Raw genomic sequence first — 22,245 nt, forward strand, 5'->3', positions numbered from 1 at the left:
GTCTATTCGGCGGCCAGGGGCAGGGCCGCGGCGTCGCCCCGCGTGGGGCGCGCCTTGCGGCCGGTCAGGCGGCGGATGGTCCAGTAGAAGATCGGGGTGAACACCAGGCCGAACAGGGTGACGCCCAGCATGCCGGCGAACACCGCCACGCCCATGGCCCGGCGCATCTCGGCGCCGGCCCCGGTGGAGATCACCAGCGGGGCGACGCCCATGATGAAGGCCAGGGAGGTCATCAGGATCGGCCTCAGGCGCAGCCGGCAGGCGGCGAGCACCGCCTCCAGCACGCTGTCGCCTTCCAGCTCGCGCTCGCGGGCGAACTCGACGATCAGGATGGCGTTCTTGCAGGCCAATCCGACCAGCACGATCAGGCCGATCTGGGTGAAGACGTTGTTGTCGCCCCCGGCCAGGCGCACCCCCGCCAGGGCGGACAGCAGGCACATCGGCACGATCAGGATGACCACCAGCGGCAGGCTCCAGCTCTCGTACTGGGCGACCAGCACCAGGAAGGCCAGCAGCACGCAGATCGGGAACACCAGGATCGCCGTGTTGCCCGCCAGGATCTGCTGGTAGGTGAGCTCCGTCCATTCGAAGCCCATGCCGTTCGGCAGCTCCCGCTGGACGATGGCCTCCAGCGCCTTCTGGGCCTGGCCGGTGCTGTAGCCCGGGGCCGGTCCGCCGTTGATCTCGGCGGTCAGCAGGCCGTTGTAGTGGCTGGTGCGCTCGGGGCCGGTGGTCTCGTGGGTGGTGACGAAAGCCCCCAGCGGGATCATCTGGCCCGCCGCGTTGCGGGTCTGCAGGCGCAGGATGTCCTCCGGCTGCAGGCGGAAGCGCTGGTCGGCCTGGACGGTGACCGGGTAGGTGCGTCCGAAGCGGTTGAAGTCGTTGACGTAGAGCGATCCCAAATAGACCTGCATGGTCTCGTAGAGGTCCCCGAGCGCCACGCCCTGGGCGCGCGCCTTTTCGCGGTCCACCTCGGCGCGGATCTTGGGGACGCCGATCTGGTAGGAGGAGAAGACCCCGGCCAGCGCCGGCTCCTTGGCTGCGGCCGCCACGATCCGCTGGGTGGCCTCATTGAGCGCCTCGGGGCCGAGCCCCGCGCGATCCTCGATCTGCATGCGGAAGCCGCCGATGGTGCCGAGGCCCTGGACGGGCGGCGGCGGGAAGACGGCGATCTGCGCCTGCGGGATCTCGGCGAACTTCTGGTTCAGCTCGGCGGCCAGCGCCGTCGCCGATTGCGCCTTGTCCTTCCGCGCCTCGAACCCGTCGAGCACCAGGAACAGGGCGCCGGCGTTGGGGCTGTTCACCAGGCCGTTCACCGAAAGGCCCGGGAAGGCCACGGCGTGCTCGACGCCCTTGGTCTTCAGCGCAAGGTCGCTCATCTGCCGGATCACCGCCTCGGTGCGGTCGATGCTGGCCGCGTCCGGCAGCTGGGCCACCGCCACGAGATAGAGCTTGTCCTGCTGCGGCACGAAGCCGGTGGGGGTGCGCAGGAAGGCGCCCACCGTCAGCAGGATCAGCACCCCGTAGATCACCAGGGCGATGGAGCTGCGGCCGAGCATCCGCGAGACGCCGCCCACATAGGAGTGGGAGAGCCGGGTGAAGGCCCGGTTGAAGGGCCGGAACAGCCAGCCCAGCGAGCCCTCGATGAGCCGCTCGAAACGGTCCTTGGGGGCGTCGTGGGCGCGCAGCAGCACCGCGGCCAGGGCCGGCGACAGGGTGAGCGAGTTGAAGGCCGAGATCACCGTCGAGATAGCGATGGTCAGGGCGAACTGCCGGTAGAACTGCCCGGTGAGCCCGGTGATGAAAGCGGTCGGCACGAAGACCGCGCACAGCACCAGGGCCGTCGAGACGATCGGGCCGGTGACCTCGCGCATGGCCTTGCGGGTGGCCTCCATGGGGGAGAGGCCCAGGGCGATGTTCCGCTCGACGTTCTCCACCACCACGATGGCGTCGTCGACGACGATGCCGATGGCCAGCACCAGGCCGAACAGCGTCAGCGCGTTGAGGCCGAAGCCCAGGGCCATCATCACCGCGAAGGTGCCGACCAGGCTGACCGGAACGGCGGCCAGCGGGATGATCGACGCGCGCCAGTTCTGAAGGAACAGCACCACCACCAGCACCACGAGGACCAGCGCCTCGAAGAGGGTGTGGACGACGGCGTCGATGCTTTCGTGCACAAAGCCGGTGGTGTTGTAGACGATGTGGTACTCGACCCCTTCCGGGAAGTCCTTCTTCAGCTCCTCCATGGTGGCCTTGACCCCGTCGGCCATCTCCAGCGCGTTCGTGCCGGGGCGCTGGAACACCGGCAGGGCGACCGCCGGCTTGTTGTCCAGCAGGGCTCGCAGGGCGTAGCTGTCAGAGCCGAGCTCGATGCGGGCGACGTCGCGCAGATGGCTGATCTGCCCCGAAGGGCCGGCCCGCAGGATGATGTCGCCGAACTCCTCCTCGCTGGCCAGGCGGCCCTGGGTGTTGACGGAGATCTGGAAGTCGGCCTGGCCCGGCGCCGGCGGCGCGCCGACCTGGCCGGCGGCCACCTGTACGTTCTGCTCGCGCAGGGCGGCGATCACGTCGCCCGGCGTCATCGAGCGGGCGGCGAGCTTCTCCGGGTCGAGCCAGACCCGCATGGAGTAGGGGCCCTGGCCGAACATCTGCACGTCGCCCACGCCATAGCTGCGGGCCAGGGCGTCCTTGATGTGCAGCTGGGCGTAGCTCGCCAGGTAGAGCTGGTCGTAGCGCGGGTTCGACGAGGTCAGGTGGACGACCTCGATCAGGGTGGGGGAGGCTTTGGTGGTGGTGACGCCGACGCGCTGCACCTCGGGCGGCAGCTTGGAGAGCACCTGCGCCACCCGGTTCTGCACCAGGACCTGCGCCTTGTCCGGATCCACCCCCAGGGCGAAGGTCACGGTGAGCGCCATGGCGCCGTCGGCGGTCGCCTGCGAGGACTGATAGAGCATGCCCTCGACGCCGTTGATCGACTGCTCGAGAGGCGCGGCCACGGTTTCGGCGATCACGGCGGGATCGGCGCCGGCGTAGGCGGTGCGCACCACCACGGTCGGCGGAACCACCTCCGGGTACTCGGCGATCGGCAGGATTGGCAGGGCGATCAGCCCGGCGACGAAGATGACGATGGACAGCACGACGGCGAACCGCGGCCGGCTGACGAAGAAATCCGAGAAGGTCATGGCGAGGCTCGCGTGGGGGTGAGCGGGGTCGCGCGGTCCGCGCGCGGCGCGGCCGGTCGACAGGTCGTGCGTTGGAGCTTGGTCCGCCGGGTGAGGGCTCAGCCGGTGGGGCTCAGCCGGCGGCGGCGCGCAGGCTGTCCACGGCGGCGGTGCGGGGCGCCAGGCTGGCGGCCTTGGGACGAACGGCGTCGCCGGGCTTGACCTTCTGCAGGCCGGCCGTGACCACCCGGTCGCCGGGTTTCAGGCCGGCGGTGATGACGCGCCAGTCGCCCACCGCCGGCCCGAGGGTCACCGCGCGGTACTGGACTTTGTCGCCCGGCCCGACCACCAGGACGAAGCGCTTGCCGAGGTCGGTGCCGAGCGCCAGCTCGGGCACCAGGGCGACCGGCTGCGGCGCGCCGCTGACCAGCCGCACGCGGGCGAACAGGCCCGGCGTGAAGGCGGCGTCGCGGTTGTCGAACACCGCGCGGGCGACGATCGTCCCGCTGCGGGCGTCCACGGCGTTGTCGATGAACTGCAGGCGGCCGCGGTGCGGGAAACCCTCTTCGGTCATCAGGCCCATGAGCACGGGGCTTGCGTCGCCGCGCTGCGCGGCGGCGTACTTCAGATAGGTCTGCTCGTCGGTGTTGAACGCGGCGTAGATCGGCCCGTCCGAGACGATGGTGGTCAGCAGATCCGAGGGCGTCACCAGATTGCCCCGGGTGATCAGCGCCCGCGAGACCCGGCCGTCGATCGGCGAGACCACCCGCGTGAAGGCGAGGTTCAGTTCGGCGGCGCGCAGGGCCGCGCGGGCGGCCTGCAGATCGGCCTGGGCTGCGCGGGCCTGCGCCGTCAGCCGCTCGGCCTGGTCGCGGGCGATGGCGTCCTGGGCCATCAGGCGCTCGGCGCGGACCTGGTCGGCCCGGGCGAGTTGCGCCGTAGCCGCGGCGCGTTCGACGGCCGCCCGCTGGCGGTCGACCTCGGCCTGGAAGGGGCGGGGATCGATCTGGAACAGCAGCTGTCCCTTGCGGACCCGCGCCCCCTCCTGGAACGCGGCCGAGACGATCTCGCCGGACACCCTTGGATGCAACGACACCGCGTCCAGCGCCTCCAGGCGGCCGGTGAAGTCGCTCCACTGCGGCAGGGACTCGAAGGCGACGGGCGCCACCTCGACAACCGGCGGCGGCGGGGCGGGGGCTGCGGTCTGCGCATCGACGCCGCAGCTGGCCAGGAACAGGGCCGCGACGAGCGCGAGCGCCCGGGAAGGGAAAACGTCGGACATGGCGGAGGCTCCGAGCGGGAGCCCGCCGCGCGAGCCCCTATTATCTACCGTGCGGTATGGAATAGGGGCTGATGCTGCGCCGCGTCAATCGATTCTAGACCGTTCGGTATATAAGTTTTCTTGGACCTCGGGCGCAGAGAACCTAACGGCTCGGCCAGAGGGCGAGCGTGGTGTCGACGAGCTTGCGCAGCGCCTCCACGGGCGCGCCGGCGCCGGCCTGCAGGCAGAGCCCGCCCGTGACGGCGCTCAGATAGCTGACCATCGCCGCGGGCTCGACGTGATCGGGGAAGTCGCCGTCGGCCTTGGCCTGCTCGAAGCGCCTGAGCAGGGCCGCGTCGGATGAGGCGCGCCGCTTGACCACCTCGGCGCGGATCGACTCGGCCTCCGTGCCGCAGTTGGTGGAGCTGATCACGCCGAGACAGCCCTTCGGGTCCGGGCCGACCTGCATGTCGAGCACGCCGTTCAGCAGCCGTTCGGCCACCCCTTTGGCGGTCGGCGCCTCGAGCGCCGCGCGCATGAAGGCCAGCTTGTCCCGCTCGTAGAGGTCGAGGGTCTTCTTGAAGAGCTCTTCCTTGTTGCCGAACGCCGCATAAAGGCTGGGCCGGGTGACGCCCATGGCGTCGGTGAGGTCGGTCATGGACGCGCCCTCGTAGCCCTTGCTCCAGAACACGCGCAGCGCGGCGGCCAGCGCCGCGTCCACGCAGAACTCTCGCGGTCGTCCGCGCGCAGAGGATTTGGCCAGGGCTTCCATACCGACCGTTAGATAATCCTGGCCGGTGACGGGGTCCAGTGCTGGCGGGCGGCGGCGAGGTTCAAGAGGCGCAGGTCCTGGGCACGCGCTGCGGGTTGTCGCCGAATAGCGTCAGCCGCGATGCGGATCGTCGCCCGAGCTCGGCGGGGCGCGCGATCGGGACGCCTGCTCCCTCGGCGCGGCCGACCTCGGGAGAACGGATGCGGCGTGCTCGGGCGTTGCTTGGGTCTGAGCCCGCGCGGTCGCGCGCCAGCTTCAGCGAGCGGCTTGGCTGAAGGCGCCAGCTCCTGATGCCAACGCTGCGCCTCTCGCAAGGCAGGACGCGGCGCCGACGTTAATGAGGCATGGGGGCGGGTTCCCGGGACGCCACCTCAGCCTCCCTGCGATGGAGGCCCGCTCCCCGGAAGACGATCGCCGCGATCGCCAAGCGCGTAGAACCGCTCGATGCGTGTGAAGTGGTAGGCCGCCGTCTCCAGCGTCTGGGTGGCGATCTGCAGGGCCAGATAGTCGCGCCCGAACGGCCGGCACCGGTCCTTCAGCGCCCGGAGGGCCGCCCAGTAGGGACGCAACCCTTCGAACGCTGCGATCGCCTCCGTCCGGTCGCCCAGCCGGTGGTTGCTGGTCGCGGAGGGTTGCGTCTCCATCCGGACGTCCACCTCGAAGAAGCGTCGCCGCCGCGTGAAGTGGAAGGCGGCGGTGTCCAGCCCGTCCAGCGCGATGCCCAACGCCATATGGTCGGGCCCCAGGCGCGGGCACTCGGCGCGCAGACGCATCAGCTGCTCCGCATGAGGGATCAGCGCCTCGAAGTGCCTGAGGGCGTCTCCAGGCTGGCCAAGGCCAAGGTAATTGCGCTGCACCATGACGAGCTCGGGTTGGGCGTGCAGAACATAGCGGGAACATCAAGCGCCCGCGACTCCATGAGGGTTGCAATCGTGGGCGGCGCCGCCTTTCCGGCCGGGTTGAGGCGGTTCCCGCCGCGTTCTCGTCCGGTCCTTGCGCCGTTCATGCTTGTTGTCGGCCGTATGTCATCGGACAAGGCGGCAGCCGGCCGGATCACCGAGGTGGCTGGTTCTTCCTCCAGCGCGGCTATTCGCAGCCCACGCCGTGACAGTGATAGTCGCCGGTGCGGCAGTTGTTGTGGCAGCCCTCGGCGTTGAGGCCGCTGGGATGGGGGTGGGCCGCCGCCTGCGCTCGCAGCCGGGCGAAGGTGGGGCGCGATGCGGACGGCAAGGCCGGAGGCTGCGACAACTTCCTCATCACCCTGCAGGGCGGGGCGGTGTCGGTCGCCTATGTCCGCACGCACGACTGACCGCCCGCCGCCAGCAGGCCGCCTCCGGGGTGCAAGAGTTGTCACATACGCCCGCTAACGGGGGCCCCGCGTGCAGGGACCGGCCTCTGCCGAAGCGGCGCGGGGAGGGGCGATGCGGGCGATCGATCCGGAGCGAACCCAGTGGTTCCTCCGCCACGTCCTGCCGCATGAGCCGGGACTGCGGCGTTGGCTCGCGCGCCATCGGCCGCCCGGCCTGGACCTCGAGGACGTGATCCAAGAGGCCTATGCGGTGCTGGCCGACCTGCCGAGCGTGGCCGACATCCAGTTCCCGCGCGCCTACCTCTTCCAGGTGGCGCGCTCGGTGATCACCCGGCATGCGCGCCGCGCGCGTGTGGTGTCCATCCACCTGCTGGACGACCTGACCCAGCTTGAGCAGGCGGACGAGGAGCCGTCGCCGGAGCGGGTGGCGATCGATCGCGACCAGCTGCGCTGGCTGGCGCAGGCGATCGCCGCCATGCCGGCCAAGACCCGCGAAGCCTTCGTCCTGCGGCGGGTGGAAGGCCTGTCGCAGCGCGAGATCGCAAGACGCATGGCCATCTCTGAGAACACGGTGGAGAAGCACATCGCCCGGGGCCTTCGATTCCTGATCGAGTGGTTCGCCGATGGCGGAAACACCGGGCTCGAGGCCTCTAAGCAAAGACAACCGGAGATCGCGCCGTCAGATGGCCCACCCAGAGTCCAGTCGATCCATTGACGCGGCGGCCGCCGTCTGGACCGCCCGGCTGGATCGTGGGCCGCTGTCGGACGAGGAGGCGGAGGCGCTGGAGGCCTGGCTGACCGGCGATCCCCGCCGGCGCGGCGCGCTGCTGCGCGCGCAGGCCCTTTCGCTGTTGAGCGAGAAGGGGCAGGCGCTCGGGTCCGGCTTCGATCCTGACGCCTTTGTCGCGCCCGCCGTCCCGGCGCCGCCCGGCCCCTCGCGCCGGCGCATGCTTGCCTGGGGCGGAGCCGGGACGGCCGCCGCAGCGGCGGTGGCGGCTCTGGCGGTCGGCGTTCCGGCGGCCGGCGCCATCACCACCGAGGTCGGCGAGGGGCGGCGGGTGACGCTGGACGACGGATCCACCGTCCTGCTGAACACCGACACCCGCCTTCGCGTGCGCTACAACGGACGGGTGCGGCGCGTGGCGCTGGACTACGGCGAGGTCTATGTCACCGTCGTGCCCGACCCGGCGCGTCCCTTCGTGCTGGACGTCCAGGGGGAGGCCCTGCGCGCGCGGCAGGCCGCCTTCCGGGTCCGGCGGCTGCGTGGCGCGCCGGTGGACATCCTCGTGGACCAGGGCGGATTGCTCGTGGAGGGGCGCGAGCCGGTGCTGCTGAAGGCCAACATGCGGCTGACGGCGCCAGCCGGCGCGGCGGCCGGCGGGCGGCCGCAGACCGTGGCGCCCGACGTGGTCGTGCGGCAGCTCGCCTGGCGCGACGGCAAGATCGCCTTCGAAGGCGAGCGGCTCGATCAAGCCGCCGCCGAGTTCGCCCGCTACAGCCGCACGCGCATCGAGATCCTCGACCCCGAGCTCGCCCGCGAACCGGTCACCGGCCTGTTCGCGGCCAGCGACCCGGCGGGCTTCGCCCGGGCCGTGGCCGGGGTGTTCGGCGCCCAGGTGACCGAAGTGCGGGGCGCCCTCGTGCTCCACCGGCCGGCTTCTCCTTTGTGAAATTTTCCCGACAGGAGGCGGAAGCGCGAAGCTGAAGCCCTCTCAGGTTCCAAGGGCGCGGCGCGGGCCGCGTGCAGAGGGGGCCTGAGAGCGTGTTCTTCCGTCATTCCATCCTGTCCACCACCGCCGTCGTGCTGGCGCTGGCCGCGGCCGCGCCGGCCCACGCCCAGGTGCGCACCTTCGACATCCCGGCGCAGCCGGCGGTGAAGGCCATCCCGGAGCTGGCCCGCCAGGCGCAGATTCAGATCATCGCCTCGGCCCGCGACCTGGCGGAGGTCCGCACGCCCGCACTGTCCGGGACTATGGAGACCCGCGAGGCGCTGCGCCGGCTGATCGCCGGCACGCCGCTGGAGATCGTCAGCGACGACGGCCAGGTAGTCACCCTGCGCTCCCGGCGTCCGGCGGGCGCGGAGACCCCGGCCAACGGCCGCGGGGCCGTCACCGGCAGGGTGCTCAACCCCGTCACGGGCGACTACGTCCGCAACGCCGAGGTCCGCGTGGACGGGGCGGCGGCGGTGCTCACCGACGAGGGCGGCGCCTTCCGCCTGAGCGGCGTGCCGGCCGGTGCGGTCACCGTGACGGTGAAGTACACCGGCATGCAGGACGCGGTGGCGACCGCGCAGGTCGAGCCGGGCGGGGTGGCGCATCTCGACGTCCAGCTGCGGCCGCTGGCCTATGCGGCCGACGGGGCCGGCGAGGTCGAGGCGCTGACCATCGTGGCCCGCCGGCAGGGGCAGGCGGCGGCGATCATGGAGCGGCGGGCCTCGCTGAACGCCAAGAACGTGGTGGCGGCCGACAACTACGGCGCCCTGACCATGGGCGACGTGGGCGAGTTCATGAAGCAGATGCCCGGCATCTCCCTGGACTACACCGAGGTGGACGCCACGGCGGTGCGGATCGGCGGCCTCGACCCGAAGTACTCGACCTTCACGGTGGACGGGGCGCGGCTCGCCACCGCCACCTCGAACAACAATGCCGGGCGGCAGAACTCCTTCGAACAGATGTCGATCACCGGCATCGAGTCCATCGAGCTGAACAACACCCTGACCGCCAGCATGGACGCCGACGCGCCCGGCGGCTCGATCAACCTGCGCAGCAAGTACGCCTTCCAGCGTTCCGGCCGGGAGGTGCGCTTCCAAGCGGGCGCGGTGGGCACCTCGGACAGCGGCCTGTCGCGGGCCTATTTCCCCGACGACCGCAAGCATTCGCGGATCTTCCCGTCTGGCCAGATCGGCTACGCCGACGTGTTCCTCGGAGGGCGGCTCGGGGTGGCGTTCAACGCCAGCTACAACGCCAACTACGTCCAGCAGGACCGGGTGCAGGTCGACTGGTCCTACCTGCCGGGCGGCCGGGTGCTGCCCTACCAGGTCATGTGGCGGCCGGGGCCGAAGTTCACCCACCGGGAGGCGGCCAACCTGAGCGCCGACTACCGGATCACCGACGAGCTGACCCTCTCGCTGCGCAGCACCTACTCGTTCTACGACGTCGAGTACTTCAACCAGTACACTTACCTGATTTTCGGCAGCGCCACGGCCACCCAGGCGACGGCGGACTCCACGCCCACCCACATCGTGGTGAACCCGAACGGTACGAACACCCGGCTGCACACCCAGTATTCGCATCGTTACGCCGGCACCCCCTCCTACCTCATCGCGCCCCGGCTGGAGTACAAGGGCGAGACCTTCGAGGCGGCGCTGCGGACCAGCTACTCGAGCTCGGAGTTCAATTTCCGCGACAACAGCAAGGGCTTCTTCCAGCGGACGGACAGCTATCTGACGCGCATCGGCTTCACGCTGGACCGCGCCTCCGAGGACTCCCGGGCCTGGGTGCTGCAGCAGACGGCGGGCCGCCCCTGGGGAGACCCCACAAGCTTCAACCGGGACGACGATATCGGCAACAACATCCGCACCTCGGAGTCCGACGCCCAGAACAGCATGCTGACCGGCAATCTGGACCTGAAGAAACGGCTGAACATCGGCGAGGTCCCCGTGACGCTGCTGGCCGGCGTCGGGGCCCGGCGCAACGCCTGGAAGACCAATGAGGGCTCCTACCGCCAGTTCCAGTATGTCGGGCCGACGGGCGACCTGACCCAGCGGGCGCCGGAGGCGGTGATCCCCTGGACGCGGAACTACGATTTCAGCATCCACGGCTTCGACGCCGGAAACATGAACGCCCAGAACTGGCGGGCCGACAGCAACTACGCCGTCTACGACATCTACCAGGCGCACCCCGAGTACTTCGTGCCCGACACGGTGGGCAACCTGAAGCGGCTGCTGGACAACAACAAGCGCATCGAGGAGCGGGTCGAGGCGGCCTATCTGGAAGGCCAGACACGCCTGGGCCGCGCCGCCTTCGACCTGGGGCTGCGCTATGAGCGGACCCGCACCGAGGCGCGGGTGGCCGACATCCGCCCGGCGCGGGAGGTCACCGCGGCCGGCCTGTCCACCAGCACGGTGCAGGGCCTGCTCTACCAGTACCGCAACGGGACCTATTCGGCGCGCAAGGGCGAGTACGCTGACTGGTTCCTGAGCGGCGGGGTGAAGTACGACTTCTCGCGGCGGCTGGTGGGCCAGCTGGCGTTCAGCCAGTCCATCCTGCGGCCGGACTACGGCAACCTTGGCGGCGTGGTGTCGGTGGACGACAACAACCTGATCGTCAGCGTGCCCAACCCGGAGCTGAAGCCGGAGCACTCGACCAAGTATTACGCCAGCCTGCAGTACTATCTGGAGCCGTCCGGCATCGTGGCGCTGTCCTACTACGTGCTCGACATGAAGGACATGCAGGTTACCGGCCTGACGGTGGATCCGGCGGAGGTCGGCTACAGCGCCGAGGACTACGCCGGCTACACCTTCCGCAGCGCCCAGAACGCCCCGGGGGTCAGCACCAACAAGGGCCTGACCTTCGAGTACGACCAGCAGCTGACCTTCCTGCCGGGCGCGCTGCGGGGGCTGGGCCTGCGCGGCTCGATCACCCGGGTCGATCCCGATGGCGAGCGGGTGAACCTGCCGAAGACCGCCGCCAACTGGGGTGTCCGCTACAGCTACGGGCCGTTCGACATCCAGCTGACCGGCAACCGGCAGTCCAAGTACCGGACCAGCGGTCTGAACAACACGCCGACCACGGCCAACAACGGCATCCTGTACCACGCGCCCCGGGAGATGTGGAACATCAGCGCCAGCTACCGGCTGAATGATCGCTTCGACGTGATGCTGGCGGGCCGCAACATCTTCAATGCGCCGGACGTGATCTACTCGAACGTGTCCACGCGCCTGCAGCAGTACAGCATCTACGGCTCCATGTGGAACGTCGGGGTCAAGGGCGTCTTCTAGGCCGTCTTTCGCAAACCCAAGCGTTGTCCGGCCGCGCGGCCGGCGAGGGGAGACCTCATGGTTCTGACGATGGATCGTCGCCGCCTGGTTCTGGGCGGCGCGATGGGGCTGGGCGCCCTGGCGCTGACCGCAGGCCGCAGCCTGGCGGCGGAGGTGCTCGCCGCCTCCGGCTTCACCCACAGCGTGGCGAGCGGCGAGCCGGGCGCCGACAGCATGCTGCTGTGGACGCGCTATGTGCCCCGCGACGGCGCGGCCACGGCGACCCTGCAGGTGGAGGTCGCGCTCGATGCGGATTTCCGCCGTGTGGTGGGGGGCGGCGCGGTGCGCACCGGCGCCTTCCGGGACTGGACGGCCAAGATCACGGTGGACGGGCTGCGGCCCGGGACGGTGCACTGGTACCGCTTCATCGCCCCGGACGGGGCGACCTCGCCGGTGGGACGGACCAAGACCCTGCCGGCCGGCGAGGCGCGTCGCTTCCGGCTGGCGGTCTTCTCCTGTTCGAACCTGCCGTACGGCTGGTTCAACGCCTACGGCCATGCGGCCGAGCAGGGCGACCTGGACCTGTGGCTGCACACCGGCGACTACATCTACGAATACGGTCCGGCCTCGATCCGCGAGGCGGCGTGGACGCCCGGGCGCAGCCTGCAGCCGGAGCACGAAATCCTTGCCGCGGCGGACTACCGGCTGCGCTTCGCCTGCTACCGCGCCGATCCGGACCTGCAGCGTCTGCACCAGATGGCGCCCATGGTGGCCCTGTGGGACGACCACGAGTCCACCAACGACAGTTGGGAAGGCGGAGCGCAGAACCACCAGCCGGCCAAGGAGGGGGACTGGACCGCGCGCAAAGCCGCCGCCATGCAGGTCTACCGTGAGTGGATGCCGGTCTCCGAGGCGCCCTGGGCGTCCTACCGGATCGGCAGCCTCGCGACCCTCTACCGGACGGAGTCGCGGCTGCTGGCCCGCACGCAGCCGGCCGACATCGGCGCCGCCTTCCGGGCGGCGGATCCGGATCGGGCGCTCGAGCAGTTCCGGGACGGCGCATGGCGCGACCCGTCCGCCACCATGCTCGGCTCAGACCAGGAGAGCTGGCTGCGGCGCGAGCTGAAGGCCAACGCCCGCACCTCGGCATGGCAGCTGGTCGGCATGGGGACCATCCTTGGCCGGACGGTGATGCCCGCCGAGGGCCTGACGTGGTTGCGCCCGGACGCCGGCGCCCGGACGGTCGCCAAGTACGACAATTACATTCGGGCGGCGAAGCTCGGCATGCCGATGTGGATGGACCGTTGGGACGGCTATCCGGCCGCCCGCGCCCGCCTGCTGCAGTCGGCCCAGGCGGCGGACGCCAATCTCGTGATGATCGCCGGCGACAGCCACAACGCCTGGGCCTATTCGCTGGTGGAGGGCGGCCGCCCCGCCGGAGTCGAGTTCGCCGGCCAGAGCGTGACCTCGAACGGCGCCGAGGGCGACTTCGGCGCAAACCCTGCTGTGGTCGCCCGCGGCTTTGTCGCCGCCAATCCCGAGCTGGGCTGGGCCGACACCAGCCGGCGCGGCTACATGATGCTGGAGGTGACGCCCCAGCGGGTCGTCGGGGAATGGCGGTTCCTGCGCACCATCAGGTCCCGCGATCTCACCCTTGCGGGAACGCATCGGATGCAGGTGGAGCGCGGCCGCAACGCCTTCGCCGCGGAAGGCGCTCAGGTATGAAGCGCCTGCTGCCCCTGCTGCTGCTGGCGGCCGTCGCGGCGCCGGCCCAGGCCGAAGGCCCGAGGGTCTCGCCGACACCGCCCCTGAACCAGAACGGCGGGGCCTGGCCGTCCGGCCACGTGCAGGGTGTCGCCGTCGACCTGAAGGGCGGCTACATCTATTACTCCTTCACCAACCTGCTGGCGAAATACGACTTCCAGGGCCGGCTGGTCGGCACCCTGGTCGGCTGGACCGGCCACCTCGGCGACCTCGACTTCAATCCGGCGGACGGGAAGGTCTACGGCTCGCTGGAGTACAAGGCGGACAAGGCCTTCTACATCGCGGTGATCGATGCCGCCCGCCTGGACCGGGTGGGCGTGCAGGCGAGCGCTTCGGACCTCTTCCGGACCGTCTACCTCTCGGAGGTGGCGGAGGACTACGCCGCGGACGTGAATGGCGACGGCCGCTTCGACGGCGACGACGGCAGGTTCCGCAAGGACGCCGCCGCGTCGCCCGATCACCGCTTCGGGTGCTCGGGCATCGACGGGGTGGCGTTCGGCCCGGCGTTCGGCCGCACGGACGGCAAGCGCTTTCTGACGGTGGCCTACGGCATCTATGGTTCGGTCGACCGCGCCGACAACGACCACCAGATCCTGCTGCAGTACGACGTGGCCGGCTGGGGGCGCCTCGCCCGGCCGCTTACCGAGGCCGCGCCTCACCGCAGCGGTCCGGCGGAGCCCCGGGCGAAGGTGTTCGTGCGCACCGGCAACACCACCTACGGCGTGCAGAACCTGGCCTACGACAGCGCCCAGCAGCGCTGGTTCATGGGGGTCTACCGCGGGCGGAAGCCCGGCTTTCCGAACTACGGCCTGTTCGCGGTGGAAGCCCGCGCGCGGCCGGTGGAGGGGGATCTCGTGGGTGTAACGTCTGCCGCGGGCGAGGGGTGGGCCCGCGGCGCCCTGCTGCCGCTGGCGGCAGACGGCTTGCGGGATCCGGCGACGGGCGTTCGCGGCTGGAACCAGAAGGCGGACGTCGGGATGCAGCCCCTCGGCGACGGCCTCTGGTACCTGGCGGCGAACGGCCGGCGCGGCGATCTGCAGACCGCCGACCTGACGCTCATGCGCTGGACAGGCGATCCGCATGCGCCCTTCGCGCCCGTTATGTCGATAGATCGCTGACGTTGGTGGAAGCAGGAGGCGGCGACCCGGCGCGAGAGTGTCCGCTATGGGTCGTAAACCGACGCTCGCGAGGTCTGCTTCACGCTTGGACCGCTGCACGGTTACGCCCGTAGATCTGATTGCGGGTTCAGTCGGTCAGGGCACTTCACCATCGATGGTGATCTTCATCGGCAGTCCACCTAAGGGGCGCAGCGAAAGGTCGGTGATCGGCCACGGCGGCTCGCCAGCCAGCTCAAACCGTGCGGATCTAAAGAGCGTAGCTAGAGCCGCTGTAAGCTCTGTGATCGCGAACGCAGCACCGATGCAGATGCGAGGCCCTGCTCCGAAAGGCATGTAGAGGTGACGGTCAGGCGGCGATGCGCTTGGAGCAAACCTGGATGGCTTGAAAGCGTCCGGCTCGGTCCACCAGCGGCGATGACGATGGAGCGCGTAGGTGGGGATCACCACCCGATCGCCGCTCTTGAGGACATGCGGCCCCAAGCGCGCGTCCCCCGTGCAGACACGGGTCATCATGTACGCAGGGGGGTAGAGACGAAGGGCTTCGCAAATCACCTGCCGCGTGGAGACAAGCTGTTCCACATGCTCAGGCTGGAGCGGCCCTTCGCCGATCACGCTTTTCGCCTCGGCTCTGAGCGCTGCGGCGATGCTCAGGTCCGAGGACGCGAGGAACACCGCCCAGGCCAAGCTCACGGCCGAGGTGTCGTGTCCGGCTGCAAGATAGCCGGACACGTTGTCTTCGAGGAGGTCGGGGTCGGTCGTCAGGCTGCGCGTTAAGTTGCTGCCGCCATTCTCTAGCGAAGCGCAAATCAGCCGCCGTACGCCTTGTCGGAACGCAGTCAGGTTTGCTGCGGCCGGGCTCGGGCGACCATCGTGGTGAGCGTCCGGCGCGAGGAAATAGCTCAGCCGCATCGTGCCTGCCTGCTTCAGCAGCCCTCGAAGGTGGGCCAGAAGCTCGTTACGCTCGAGCCCTTCCGCCTTCCCTGGGGAGAAGAAGCTGTCGACGAAGGCGTCAAAGGCCCAAAGCAGGGCGCCTTCGTAGACGTCCTGCACCACTTCCGGTCCCTGCAGTCGCCATCGCTTCAGCAGGCGTTCCGCGGCTCGGCTCGCCACAGGGCCGAATTGTTTCATCTCGGCGGGCCGAAAAGCCGGCGCAGCTAATCGTCGTTGCCGCGCCCATTCAGCCCCTTCAGAAACCGCGAGCCCACGGCCCCAAATCGGCCGGGTGATCCGACGCCACAGCGCGCCATGCACAAAGGTCTCGGCTTGGTGGACTAAGACCTCATGGATGGCGACGGGATCCATGACGAAGAGCGGAGCGCCGGGCAGCGGAGGTCGATAGAATGGCTCCTCGAACACGGCCGGCGGCCAGCTTTCGATCGAACGTGTGACGGCGAGCTGAAGGCGTCGCCACGGCGTAAGACGTCTCGGTCCGGGAGCTGAGGGACAGAAAAGCTCATCGGCAAGCATGCTCTTCAAGCGCCACCTCACCATCTCTGATAAGACAATCGTCTAAATTTAGACGGGAGTCCAGAATGTCAGGAATCCACAGGGGCCGGATCCGCACCATCGAGGCGGTTCTCGATGCAGCGAAGGCGCTATTCGAGGAGCGACCCTATGAGCTCATAGCGATGGAGGAGATCGCCGCCCGGGCAGGGGTGGCGAGGGCGACGCTGTACTACAACTTCAGCTCCAAGCAGGAGATAGCGGTGGCCGTTAGCGAACGCGAAAGGCGCCGCGCTTTGGAGGGGCTCCGCCAGCTGATCGACGCCGAACCTCCCGCGGAAGATGTGCTCCAAGCGGTCTTCTGGAGGGCGGGGCAAGCGAACACGGCCATGAGCGAAGTAAGCCGGATCGCCACCCTTGCTGCGCTAAGTTCCGGCGCAGGGCGCCGACCTTCACCAGATGACCCTTGGTCCACCCTGCGCGCGCTGGAGGACTTGGTGCGCCTAGGCCAGCGTCAGGAAGTCTTCAGGTCAGATCTGCCGGCAGAGCGGCTTGCTCTGATGATCGCCGGCCTTCTTCTCCAAGTCTCTTTGGCCGCGACGCCAACCGACGTCAGCACACCCGCTTGGGCTGAGGAACTGGCGGGGCTGGCTCTGGACGCGCTCAAGGCCCGAAGCGCCTGAGGTGGCGCGAAAGCCCAGAGCTACGGTCAGCTTCTGACCCGCAGAGGCCTTTGCACGCGCTCTCGGGTAAGGCTGAAGGAAGTCCGCTTTGCCGCCGGGAGCCAACGTCCGCTCCCGACCCGTTGCGGACTCTCAACTTCCTGTGCCGCAATTGCGCTGGTCTTGGGTGCTTCCGAGATGGATGGTGACCCACTACGTCCTCATTGCTGCCCTCCTTGCTCTCTGCGGCGTCTCGTTTGGCGAGAGCGAACAGCTGGGGCTGCGGCTAGCGGTGCTGCACTTGTCGGAGCCGCAACCGTCGCGGCGTTCCAGGTCTGTAGCCCAGAGTCCCGAGACGAGCATGGCTTGGCGTTCGAGGTGCTGCCTGTTCGCGTCAGGGTTTAGGTTGAGCTGACCACCCCCGAGTATCCACTGTACGTCAGCGCGGGCCGGATGGTTTGGAGGAGGGACGGCCGGGGCGCATGCGCGTGTGCTAACGACGATCGATGCGGCCCTGAAGAAAGATCCCGATCTCGGCCGCCCCAGATGGATGGGTAAGCAGGAGCTGGATTCCGGCATCCGGGACATGCCGCGCCGGTGGAGGCCTAAGTTCCCTTAGGCTCGCCGTCGCCAAGCCCAGGCAACGGCGGCCACGGGGGCGGCGAGTGCTAACCACGAGACAGCATTCCATGCCCCATCACCCACCAGGGCGGAGACAAGGCCGACCAAACTGGCCACCGCGATAGCCAGCGGTAGGGCGAAGGTTCGCGTTAGCTTTGACGATTTCGGCGCAGCCATGCTCACTCCGCCGCCAGGGCGAGGGCTTCGGCGTCTTCGGCGCGGGCGGCGGCGGGGGCGCGTCTGCGGGAGAGCCATAGGTAGAGGCCGCTGGCGAGCACCACGATGGTGGCGAGGTCGAGCAGGGCCCAGAGGATCTTCAGCGGTAGGCCGCCGTAGTCTCCGAAGTGCAGCGGCTGCGAGAGCGACAGGGCCTTGTTGTACCAGGGCATGTGACCGACCGCCGTGAAGGCGCCCGTTTCGGCGTCGATCAGGGCGGGCGTGATCAGGTGCTCGGTCAGCGGACTCGAGCCGTGAAAGAAGACGGCGTAGTGCCGCTCGGTCGAGTAGGATCCGCCGGGGAAGGCGACGAACTGCAGCTCCATCCCGGGGAGGGCGGAGACGGCGCGCTGGACGGCGGCGTCAATCGAACTCGGTCGCTGGGCGGGAGCGCCGTGGTGGCCGGCGGTCAGCGCCGCGAGCTCGTGAGTCTTCCAGAGGTCCATGATCGGCGTGGCGAGGGTGTTGATCACGCCCGTGAGGCCGACGACCATGACCCAGGCCACCGTCACGACCCCCAAGAGGTTGTGATAGTCGAGCCACTTCACGCGACGGGACCGGCTGATTCGTAGCGCGCCTAACTCGAGCTTGCGCATGAACGGCGCGTAGAGGACCACGCCAGAGACCACGGCCACGGCGAAAAGAACGCCCATCGCGCCCAGGAACAGCATCCCCGGCAGGCCCAGGAACATGTCCGTGTGCAGCTCAAGGATGAAGTCCATGGCGCCGCCACCCGCGACCGGCGGCACGAGCTCGCCGCTGGTTCGGTCGAAGGAGGCGAAGTGCATCTCCGAGCCTGGGGCGTCCGCGCGTGGGCCGGTGGTGACGTTCACCACCGGACGCTCGGTGTCGAAGCTCATGAAGAGCGGGACCTCGCCAGGCCGCTTGTCGAGCGCGATCTGCAAGATCTGGTCGTAGCCGAGAAGAGGGCCGCTCGGATTGGCCGGCTTCCAGCGGTCATGGCCCAGGGCGTCGTCGATCTCGTGGTGGAAGATCAGCGGCAGGCCGGTCACGCAGAGCATGAGCAGGAAGACCGTGCAGATCAGGCTCGTCCACTTGTGGACGAAGGACCAGGCGCGGACGGTCTTCGGCGTCATGATAGCTAGAAGTCCACGGAGGCGGAGACGAGCAGCGTACGCGGCGCGCCCAGCACCAGGTAGTTGGCGCCCGGGTAGCCGCCAGCCGAGGCCCAGTAGTCCTCTCCGGTGACGTTTTCCAGCCGGGCGCGCACCGTGATGGGTTGGCCGGCGACCTGAAGGGCATAGCGTGCGCCGAGGTCGAGACGCGTCCAGGCGTCGAGTGCCACCGTGTTCAGCCCGTTGGCCCATTGCGATCCGGTGTGGGTGATGCGGCCTTCGAGGATAAGCCCCTCGGCGGCGGGCACGTCCCACTCCGCGTTCAAGCTCGCTTGGAAGTCCGGGACGCCGATGGCGGACCTGCCCTGGAAGGCGGCGGTGGCGCTGCGGGCGATCTCGGTGTCGAGCCAAGTTGCCCCGCCGATCACGCGCAGTCCCTCGACCGGCTCGCCGTAGACGCTCAGCTCCACCCCGCGGTTCTGCTGCTCGCCGCCCGCGGTGAAGCGGGCGTTCTCGACGACCGCGCTAGGCATGGTGGTGTTGAAGACGCTGAGCGTCCCGCCGAAGCGCCCAGCGTCGTACTTGGCGCCCGCCTCGACCTGCTCGGCGCGGAACGGCTCCAGCACTTCGCCCGCGTTGACGATCGGAACGCCGCCGCTGGTCGCCGGCGCGATCTGCCCGGGGACCAGGGCCTCGGAGTAGTTGGCGTAGAGCGAAAGCTGCTGGCTCGGCTTATAAACGAGGGCGAAGGCGGGGGTGACGGCGTCAGATTTGTAGCGGGAAAGCTCCGCACCGGAATTGTAGTCGAAGGACGCCGTCTCGATCTCCTGACGGCGAAGGCCGACGGTTGCGAGCACGGCGCCGTCAAGGAACGACAGCATGTCGGCGATGGCCAAGCTGCCGTTCTCGGTCCGCTCCGTGACATGCGGGGCGTCGAAACTGCCGCCGACGAAGAAGTTCGGGACCGGCGGGGCTACGGCCGTCGGCGCATAGAGGCTGCCTGGAAAACCCGCGAAATTGGAGAAGGCGTAGGCGTTGCGGGACTTGAGGCTGACCGAGGAGGCCGAGACCACCAGGCGGTGGCCAACAGGGCCCGTCTGCAGCTGAGCCCGCAGGCCGATGTCGGCCGAGACCACGGCGTCCTCGCGGCGGTTGTCGAAGCGGTAGGCGCTGGTGACGCCGCTGGCCTGCGCCGTCGGGTTGGCCAGCACGTTCTGCTCTTCACCGTCGCGGCCGCCGACCGCGGCCCACGCCGAGAAGGTGTCGGTCAGATCGACCTCGCCGCGCACAACGCCGAACAGCTGCCGCTCGTCGGTGTAGGTCCAGGGCTGGGCGAAGTTGCTGTCCGCCGAAGGCGGCTCCGGAATAGCGCCGGCCGGCGTGACGCTGGGGCGCGGCGCGTCGATGTGGTGGTCCTGTAGTCCCACGTCGGCGGCGAAACGGAACCGCTCGCCGCGATAGTCGAGGCCGAGGGCCGCGACGCCCAGCTCGCGCTGCTGGCCCTGGATGGCCTGCTCGCCGTCCCGGCGCGCGAGGTTGAGGCGAGCGCCGAAGTCGCCGAAGCGGCGGGCGACGTCGGCCGCGCCATAGAGCTGGCCGCCCGTCTCCCAGCCGGCGGTGAGGCGGGTGAGAGGCGCGTCGGGCGCCCGCTTGGGCACCAGGTTAAAGGCGCCGCCCACGCCGCTGCCGCCGGGGGCCGCGCCGTTGAGGAAGGTGTTGGCCCCGTGGAAGACCTCCACACGCTCGAGGAACTCGGCGGCCACGAACTGGCGGGGCAGGATGCCGTAGACCCCGTTGTAGGCCATGTCGTCGGAGTAAACCGGGAAGCCGCGGACGACGTAGAGCTCCTGGAAGTTGCCGAAGCCCTTGGCGACGCGGACCACAGGATCATTCTGCAGGACGTCGGCGACGCTGCGGGCCTGCTGATCGAGCATCAGCTGCTGGGTGTAGCTGGTGACCGCGTAGGGCGTGTCCATCACCTCCAGCGCCCCAAACAGGCCAACCCGTCCGCCACGAGCGACCTGCCCCCCGGCGTAGGCGCCCGGCAGCTCGACCTGCGAGCCGCCGGTGACCACCACAGCCTCGACTTCAGGCGCATCGGTCTGGGCTAGAACAGGGGGGGCGGCGATCAGGACCAGGGCGGCGACGCTAGACGACGAGAACAGACGCATTGGAACCCCGATTGCGAATAATTCGCAATAGCAGAGGTGCAGCGTCGCGGGAACCGCTTTCTGATCGGGCGGCTCAGCGCGGGTTGAAGCTGATGGTTTCGCTCTTGCAGCGCATGCGTGGGGTGGGCAGGCGCTCGCTCCCGCGCGCGAACCAATAACCGCTTCCCACCCATGGCGGACGTTCAGGGTCCGCGAGCGCGATGTCGCAGGCCACGAGGCCGGCTCCGAAGCCTGCGTGGCGGACAGCCTGCAGCGCTGCCGGGCTGTCTTCGCATAGGCTCCACCCGCTCGCAGAGCAGCTCCGATCGCCGCCAAACAGGCATGTGCCGGCCGAACCTGGTCACGGCGCATTGACGGCAGGCCGGGACCTTCCGATAGGCTGCAATGCGCTGCTCGGCGCGGTGACGCGCGGAAGGCCTTTGGGATGTCGAAGAGAGCCGAGGTGCAGATTTCACCGAAGAAGGCGACGGAGTCGATGGATGTCGCCTTGGGCGGCGCCATCCGGCTGCGGCGCCGGTCGCTGGGCCTGTCGCAGGACAGCCTGGCCCGGCAGTGTGGGGTCAGCTTCCAGCAGATCCAGAAGTACGAGAACGGCGCCAACCGGATTCCCTTCTCCCGCCTGGTGCAGATCGCCCGGGCTCTGGAGTGCCGCGTGGCCGACCTTCTGGTGGTGCTCGACGCGGGGGACGGAGCGCCGCACAGCCCGGACCTCGACATGCTGTCGCGCCTGCGGACCCCCGGGGCCATCGAGCTCCTGGGCGCATACGAGAAGCTGTCCGAGGCGGCTCGCACCTCGTTGGTGAGGCTCCTCGGCCAGGTGGCGGCGGAGCAGCAGCGCGTCGGGAGAGGTCCGTGAACCTCTCCGCCGTGCTGCCGATGCTGCTGGTGCTTTCCGCCGGCGGACTGATCGCGTTGCAGGCGCCCACCAACGTCATGCTGGCACGGGCCGGTGGCTCGCCGATCCTGGCGGCGCTGATCTCGTTCGCCGTCGGCACGGCGACGCTGCTTGCGGTCGCGCTGGCGAGCGGAAGTCGGCCTGCGGCCGCGCCGTTCGTCGGCTTGCCCTGGTACGCCTGGATGGGCGGCGTCTATGGCGCCATCTATGTCGCCATCGCGGCCTACGCGGCGCCGCGCATCGGACTGGCGTCGCTGATCACCATCGGCATCGCCGGTCAGATCGTCATGGCGATGTGGCTGGATCACGTCGGCGCGCTGGGCCTGGCGCGGCACGCCGTCAGTCCGGCGCGTGTGGGCGGGGCCGTGCTCGTGATCCTCGGCGTGGTCCTGGTGCGTCGCGGCTAGGGTTGCGCCGGCCTTTCGGCGACCGTCGCGGGCGGCTGGACCGCCTCCGGCTCCCCCGTCTAACTTGCGCCGATGATCGGGGGGCTTCGAGATCACGCAGCTCAGCGACGCCTGCGGCTGCAGGCGCGGGTGCTGGCGGTCATCGCGGTGCTGCTCGCCGGCATGTGCGTGTGGCTGGCCCGGGCGTGGGACCGGGAGCACCGTGTCGCCGAGTGCTGGCGGGACATCGCCGAGGGCGAGACCCCGGCCGAAGGGTCGTGCGGATCAACGAAATAGCCCCCGGGCCTGACGGGGCGCCGGGGGCTTGCGGGGTTCCTCGGGGGGCTCGTGAACCGGAGTTGTCGTCCTGTCCGCCCGCCGTCAACAGCCTGCCCAGGCTGTGGTTCCGGCG

General features: G+C 69.4%; 17 protein-coding genes. 10 read left to right on the forward strand and 7 right to left on the reverse strand.

Annotated elements, in window-relative coordinates; translation table 11 throughout:
* Positions 1-2: 2 nt before the first annotated feature.
* The 4 genes from DJ018_RS11140 to DJ018_RS11155 form a co-directional block, all read right to left on the reverse strand.
* Positions 3-3,182, reverse strand: coding sequence for an efflux RND transporter permease subunit (locus tag DJ018_RS11140; protein WP_111515021.1), 3,180 nt, complete (start codon positions 3,180-3,182; stop codon positions 3-5).
* A gap of 112 nt (positions 3,183-3,294) precedes the next feature.
* Positions 3,295-4,443, reverse strand: coding sequence for an efflux RND transporter periplasmic adaptor subunit (locus DJ018_RS11145; protein WP_111515022.1), 1,149 nt, complete (start codon positions 4,441-4,443; stop codon positions 3,295-3,297).
* 142 nt (positions 4,444-4,585) lie between these two features.
* Positions 4,586-5,143, reverse strand: coding sequence for a TetR/AcrR family transcriptional regulator (locus DJ018_RS11150; RefSeq protein WP_205853751.1), 558 nt, complete (start codon positions 5,141-5,143; stop codon positions 4,586-4,588).
* 422 nt (positions 5,144-5,565) lie between these two features.
* Entirely contained in the window at positions 5,566-6,054 is a 489-nt protein-coding gene (locus tag DJ018_RS11155; protein WP_111515024.1) for a hypothetical protein, read from the reverse strand.
* Between the two features lie 263 nt (positions 6,055-6,317).
* Between DJ018_RS11155 and DJ018_RS19190 the strand changes: the two genes are divergently transcribed.
* The 6 genes from DJ018_RS19190 (at position 6,318) to DJ018_RS11185 (ending at position 14,363) form a co-directional block, all read left to right on the forward strand.
* The gene (locus DJ018_RS19190; protein WP_165842890.1) at positions 6,318-6,503 is read left to right on the forward strand and encodes a hypothetical protein; all 186 of its coding nucleotides are present in this window, start codon (positions 6,318-6,320) and stop codon (positions 6,501-6,503) included.
* Positions 6,504-6,615: 112 nt separating this feature from the next.
* Positions 6,616-7,218 (forward strand): RNA polymerase sigma factor, encoded by a 603-nt coding sequence (locus tag DJ018_RS11165; RefSeq protein WP_111515025.1) that lies wholly within the window; start codon positions 6,616-6,618, stop codon positions 7,216-7,218.
* Complete coding sequence (locus DJ018_RS11170) at positions 7,187-8,173, forward strand: FecR family protein (protein WP_111515026.1); 987 nt, start codon at positions 7,187-7,189, stop codon at positions 8,171-8,173. Before DJ018_RS11165 ends, DJ018_RS11170 begins: the two co-directional genes overlap by 32 nt.
* Positions 8,174-8,265: 92 nt before the next feature.
* A complete protein-coding gene (locus tag DJ018_RS11175) occupies positions 8,266-11,502 on the forward strand; it encodes a carboxypeptidase regulatory-like domain-containing protein (RefSeq protein WP_111515027.1) in 3,237 nt (1,078 codons plus the stop codon).
* Positions 11,503-11,559: 57 nt separating this feature from the next.
* Positions 11,560-13,206: an alkaline phosphatase D family protein gene (locus DJ018_RS11180; RefSeq protein WP_111515028.1), complete on the forward strand. Its 1,647-nt coding sequence runs from the start codon at positions 11,560-11,562 to the stop codon at positions 13,204-13,206.
* Positions 13,203-14,363 carry a hypothetical protein gene (locus tag DJ018_RS11185; RefSeq protein WP_111515029.1) on the forward strand — a complete coding sequence of 387 codons (1,161 nt, stop codon included), beginning with the start codon at positions 13,203-13,205 and terminating at the stop codon, positions 14,361-14,363. Before DJ018_RS11180 ends, DJ018_RS11185 begins: the two co-directional genes overlap by 4 nt.
* 135 nt (positions 14,364-14,498) lie before the next feature.
* Here the strand turns inward: DJ018_RS11185 and DJ018_RS11190 are convergent, their stop codons facing one another.
* A complete protein-coding gene (locus DJ018_RS11190) occupies positions 14,499-15,830 on the reverse strand; it encodes a cytochrome P450 (protein WP_240609538.1) in 1,332 nt (443 codons plus the stop codon).
* Positions 15,831-15,895: 65 nt separating this feature from the next.
* Here DJ018_RS11190 and DJ018_RS11195 point away from each other — a divergent pair, with 65 nt between their 5' ends.
* Positions 15,896-16,489, forward strand: coding sequence for a TetR/AcrR family transcriptional regulator (locus DJ018_RS11195; protein ID WP_111515031.1), 594 nt, complete (start codon positions 15,896-15,898; stop codon positions 16,487-16,489).
* A gap of 779 nt (positions 16,490-17,268) precedes the next feature.
* Here the strand turns inward: DJ018_RS11195 and DJ018_RS11210 are convergent.
* On the reverse strand, positions 17,269-18,402 hold the full coding sequence (locus DJ018_RS11210; protein ID WP_111515034.1) for a PepSY-associated TM helix domain-containing protein: 1,134 nt from the start codon (positions 18,400-18,402) through the stop codon (positions 17,269-17,271).
* Positions 18,403-18,407: 5 nt separating this feature from the next.
* Positions 18,408-20,552 carry a TonB-dependent receptor gene (locus DJ018_RS11215; protein ID WP_111515035.1) on the reverse strand — a complete coding sequence of 715 codons (2,145 nt, stop codon included), beginning with the start codon at positions 20,550-20,552 and terminating at the stop codon, positions 18,408-18,410.
* A 424-nt stretch (positions 20,553-20,976) separates the two neighbouring features.
* Here DJ018_RS11215 and DJ018_RS11220 point away from each other — a divergent pair, with 424 nt between their 5' ends.
* The 3 genes from DJ018_RS11220 (at position 20,977) to DJ018_RS11230 (ending at position 22,130) form a co-directional block, all read left to right on the forward strand.
* On the forward strand, positions 20,977-21,408 hold the full coding sequence (locus DJ018_RS11220; protein ID WP_111515036.1) for a helix-turn-helix domain-containing protein: 432 nt from the start codon (positions 20,977-20,979) through the stop codon (positions 21,406-21,408).
* Entirely contained in the window at positions 21,405-21,854 is a 450-nt protein-coding gene (locus tag DJ018_RS11225) for a DMT family transporter (protein WP_111515037.1), read from the forward strand. The genes DJ018_RS11220 and DJ018_RS11225 overlap by 4 nt, the downstream gene beginning before the upstream one ends.
* A 72-nt stretch (positions 21,855-21,926) precedes the next feature.
* Positions 21,927-22,130, forward strand: a complete 204-nt coding sequence (locus tag DJ018_RS11230; protein ID WP_111515038.1) for a hypothetical protein — start codon at positions 21,927-21,929, stop codon at positions 22,128-22,130.
* Positions 22,131-22,245 lie beyond the last annotated feature (115 nt).

Origin of the sequence: Phenylobacterium deserti (assembly GCF_003254705.1) — a bacterium.
GTDB lineage: Bacteria > Pseudomonadota > Alphaproteobacteria > Caulobacterales > Caulobacteraceae > Phenylobacterium > Phenylobacterium deserti.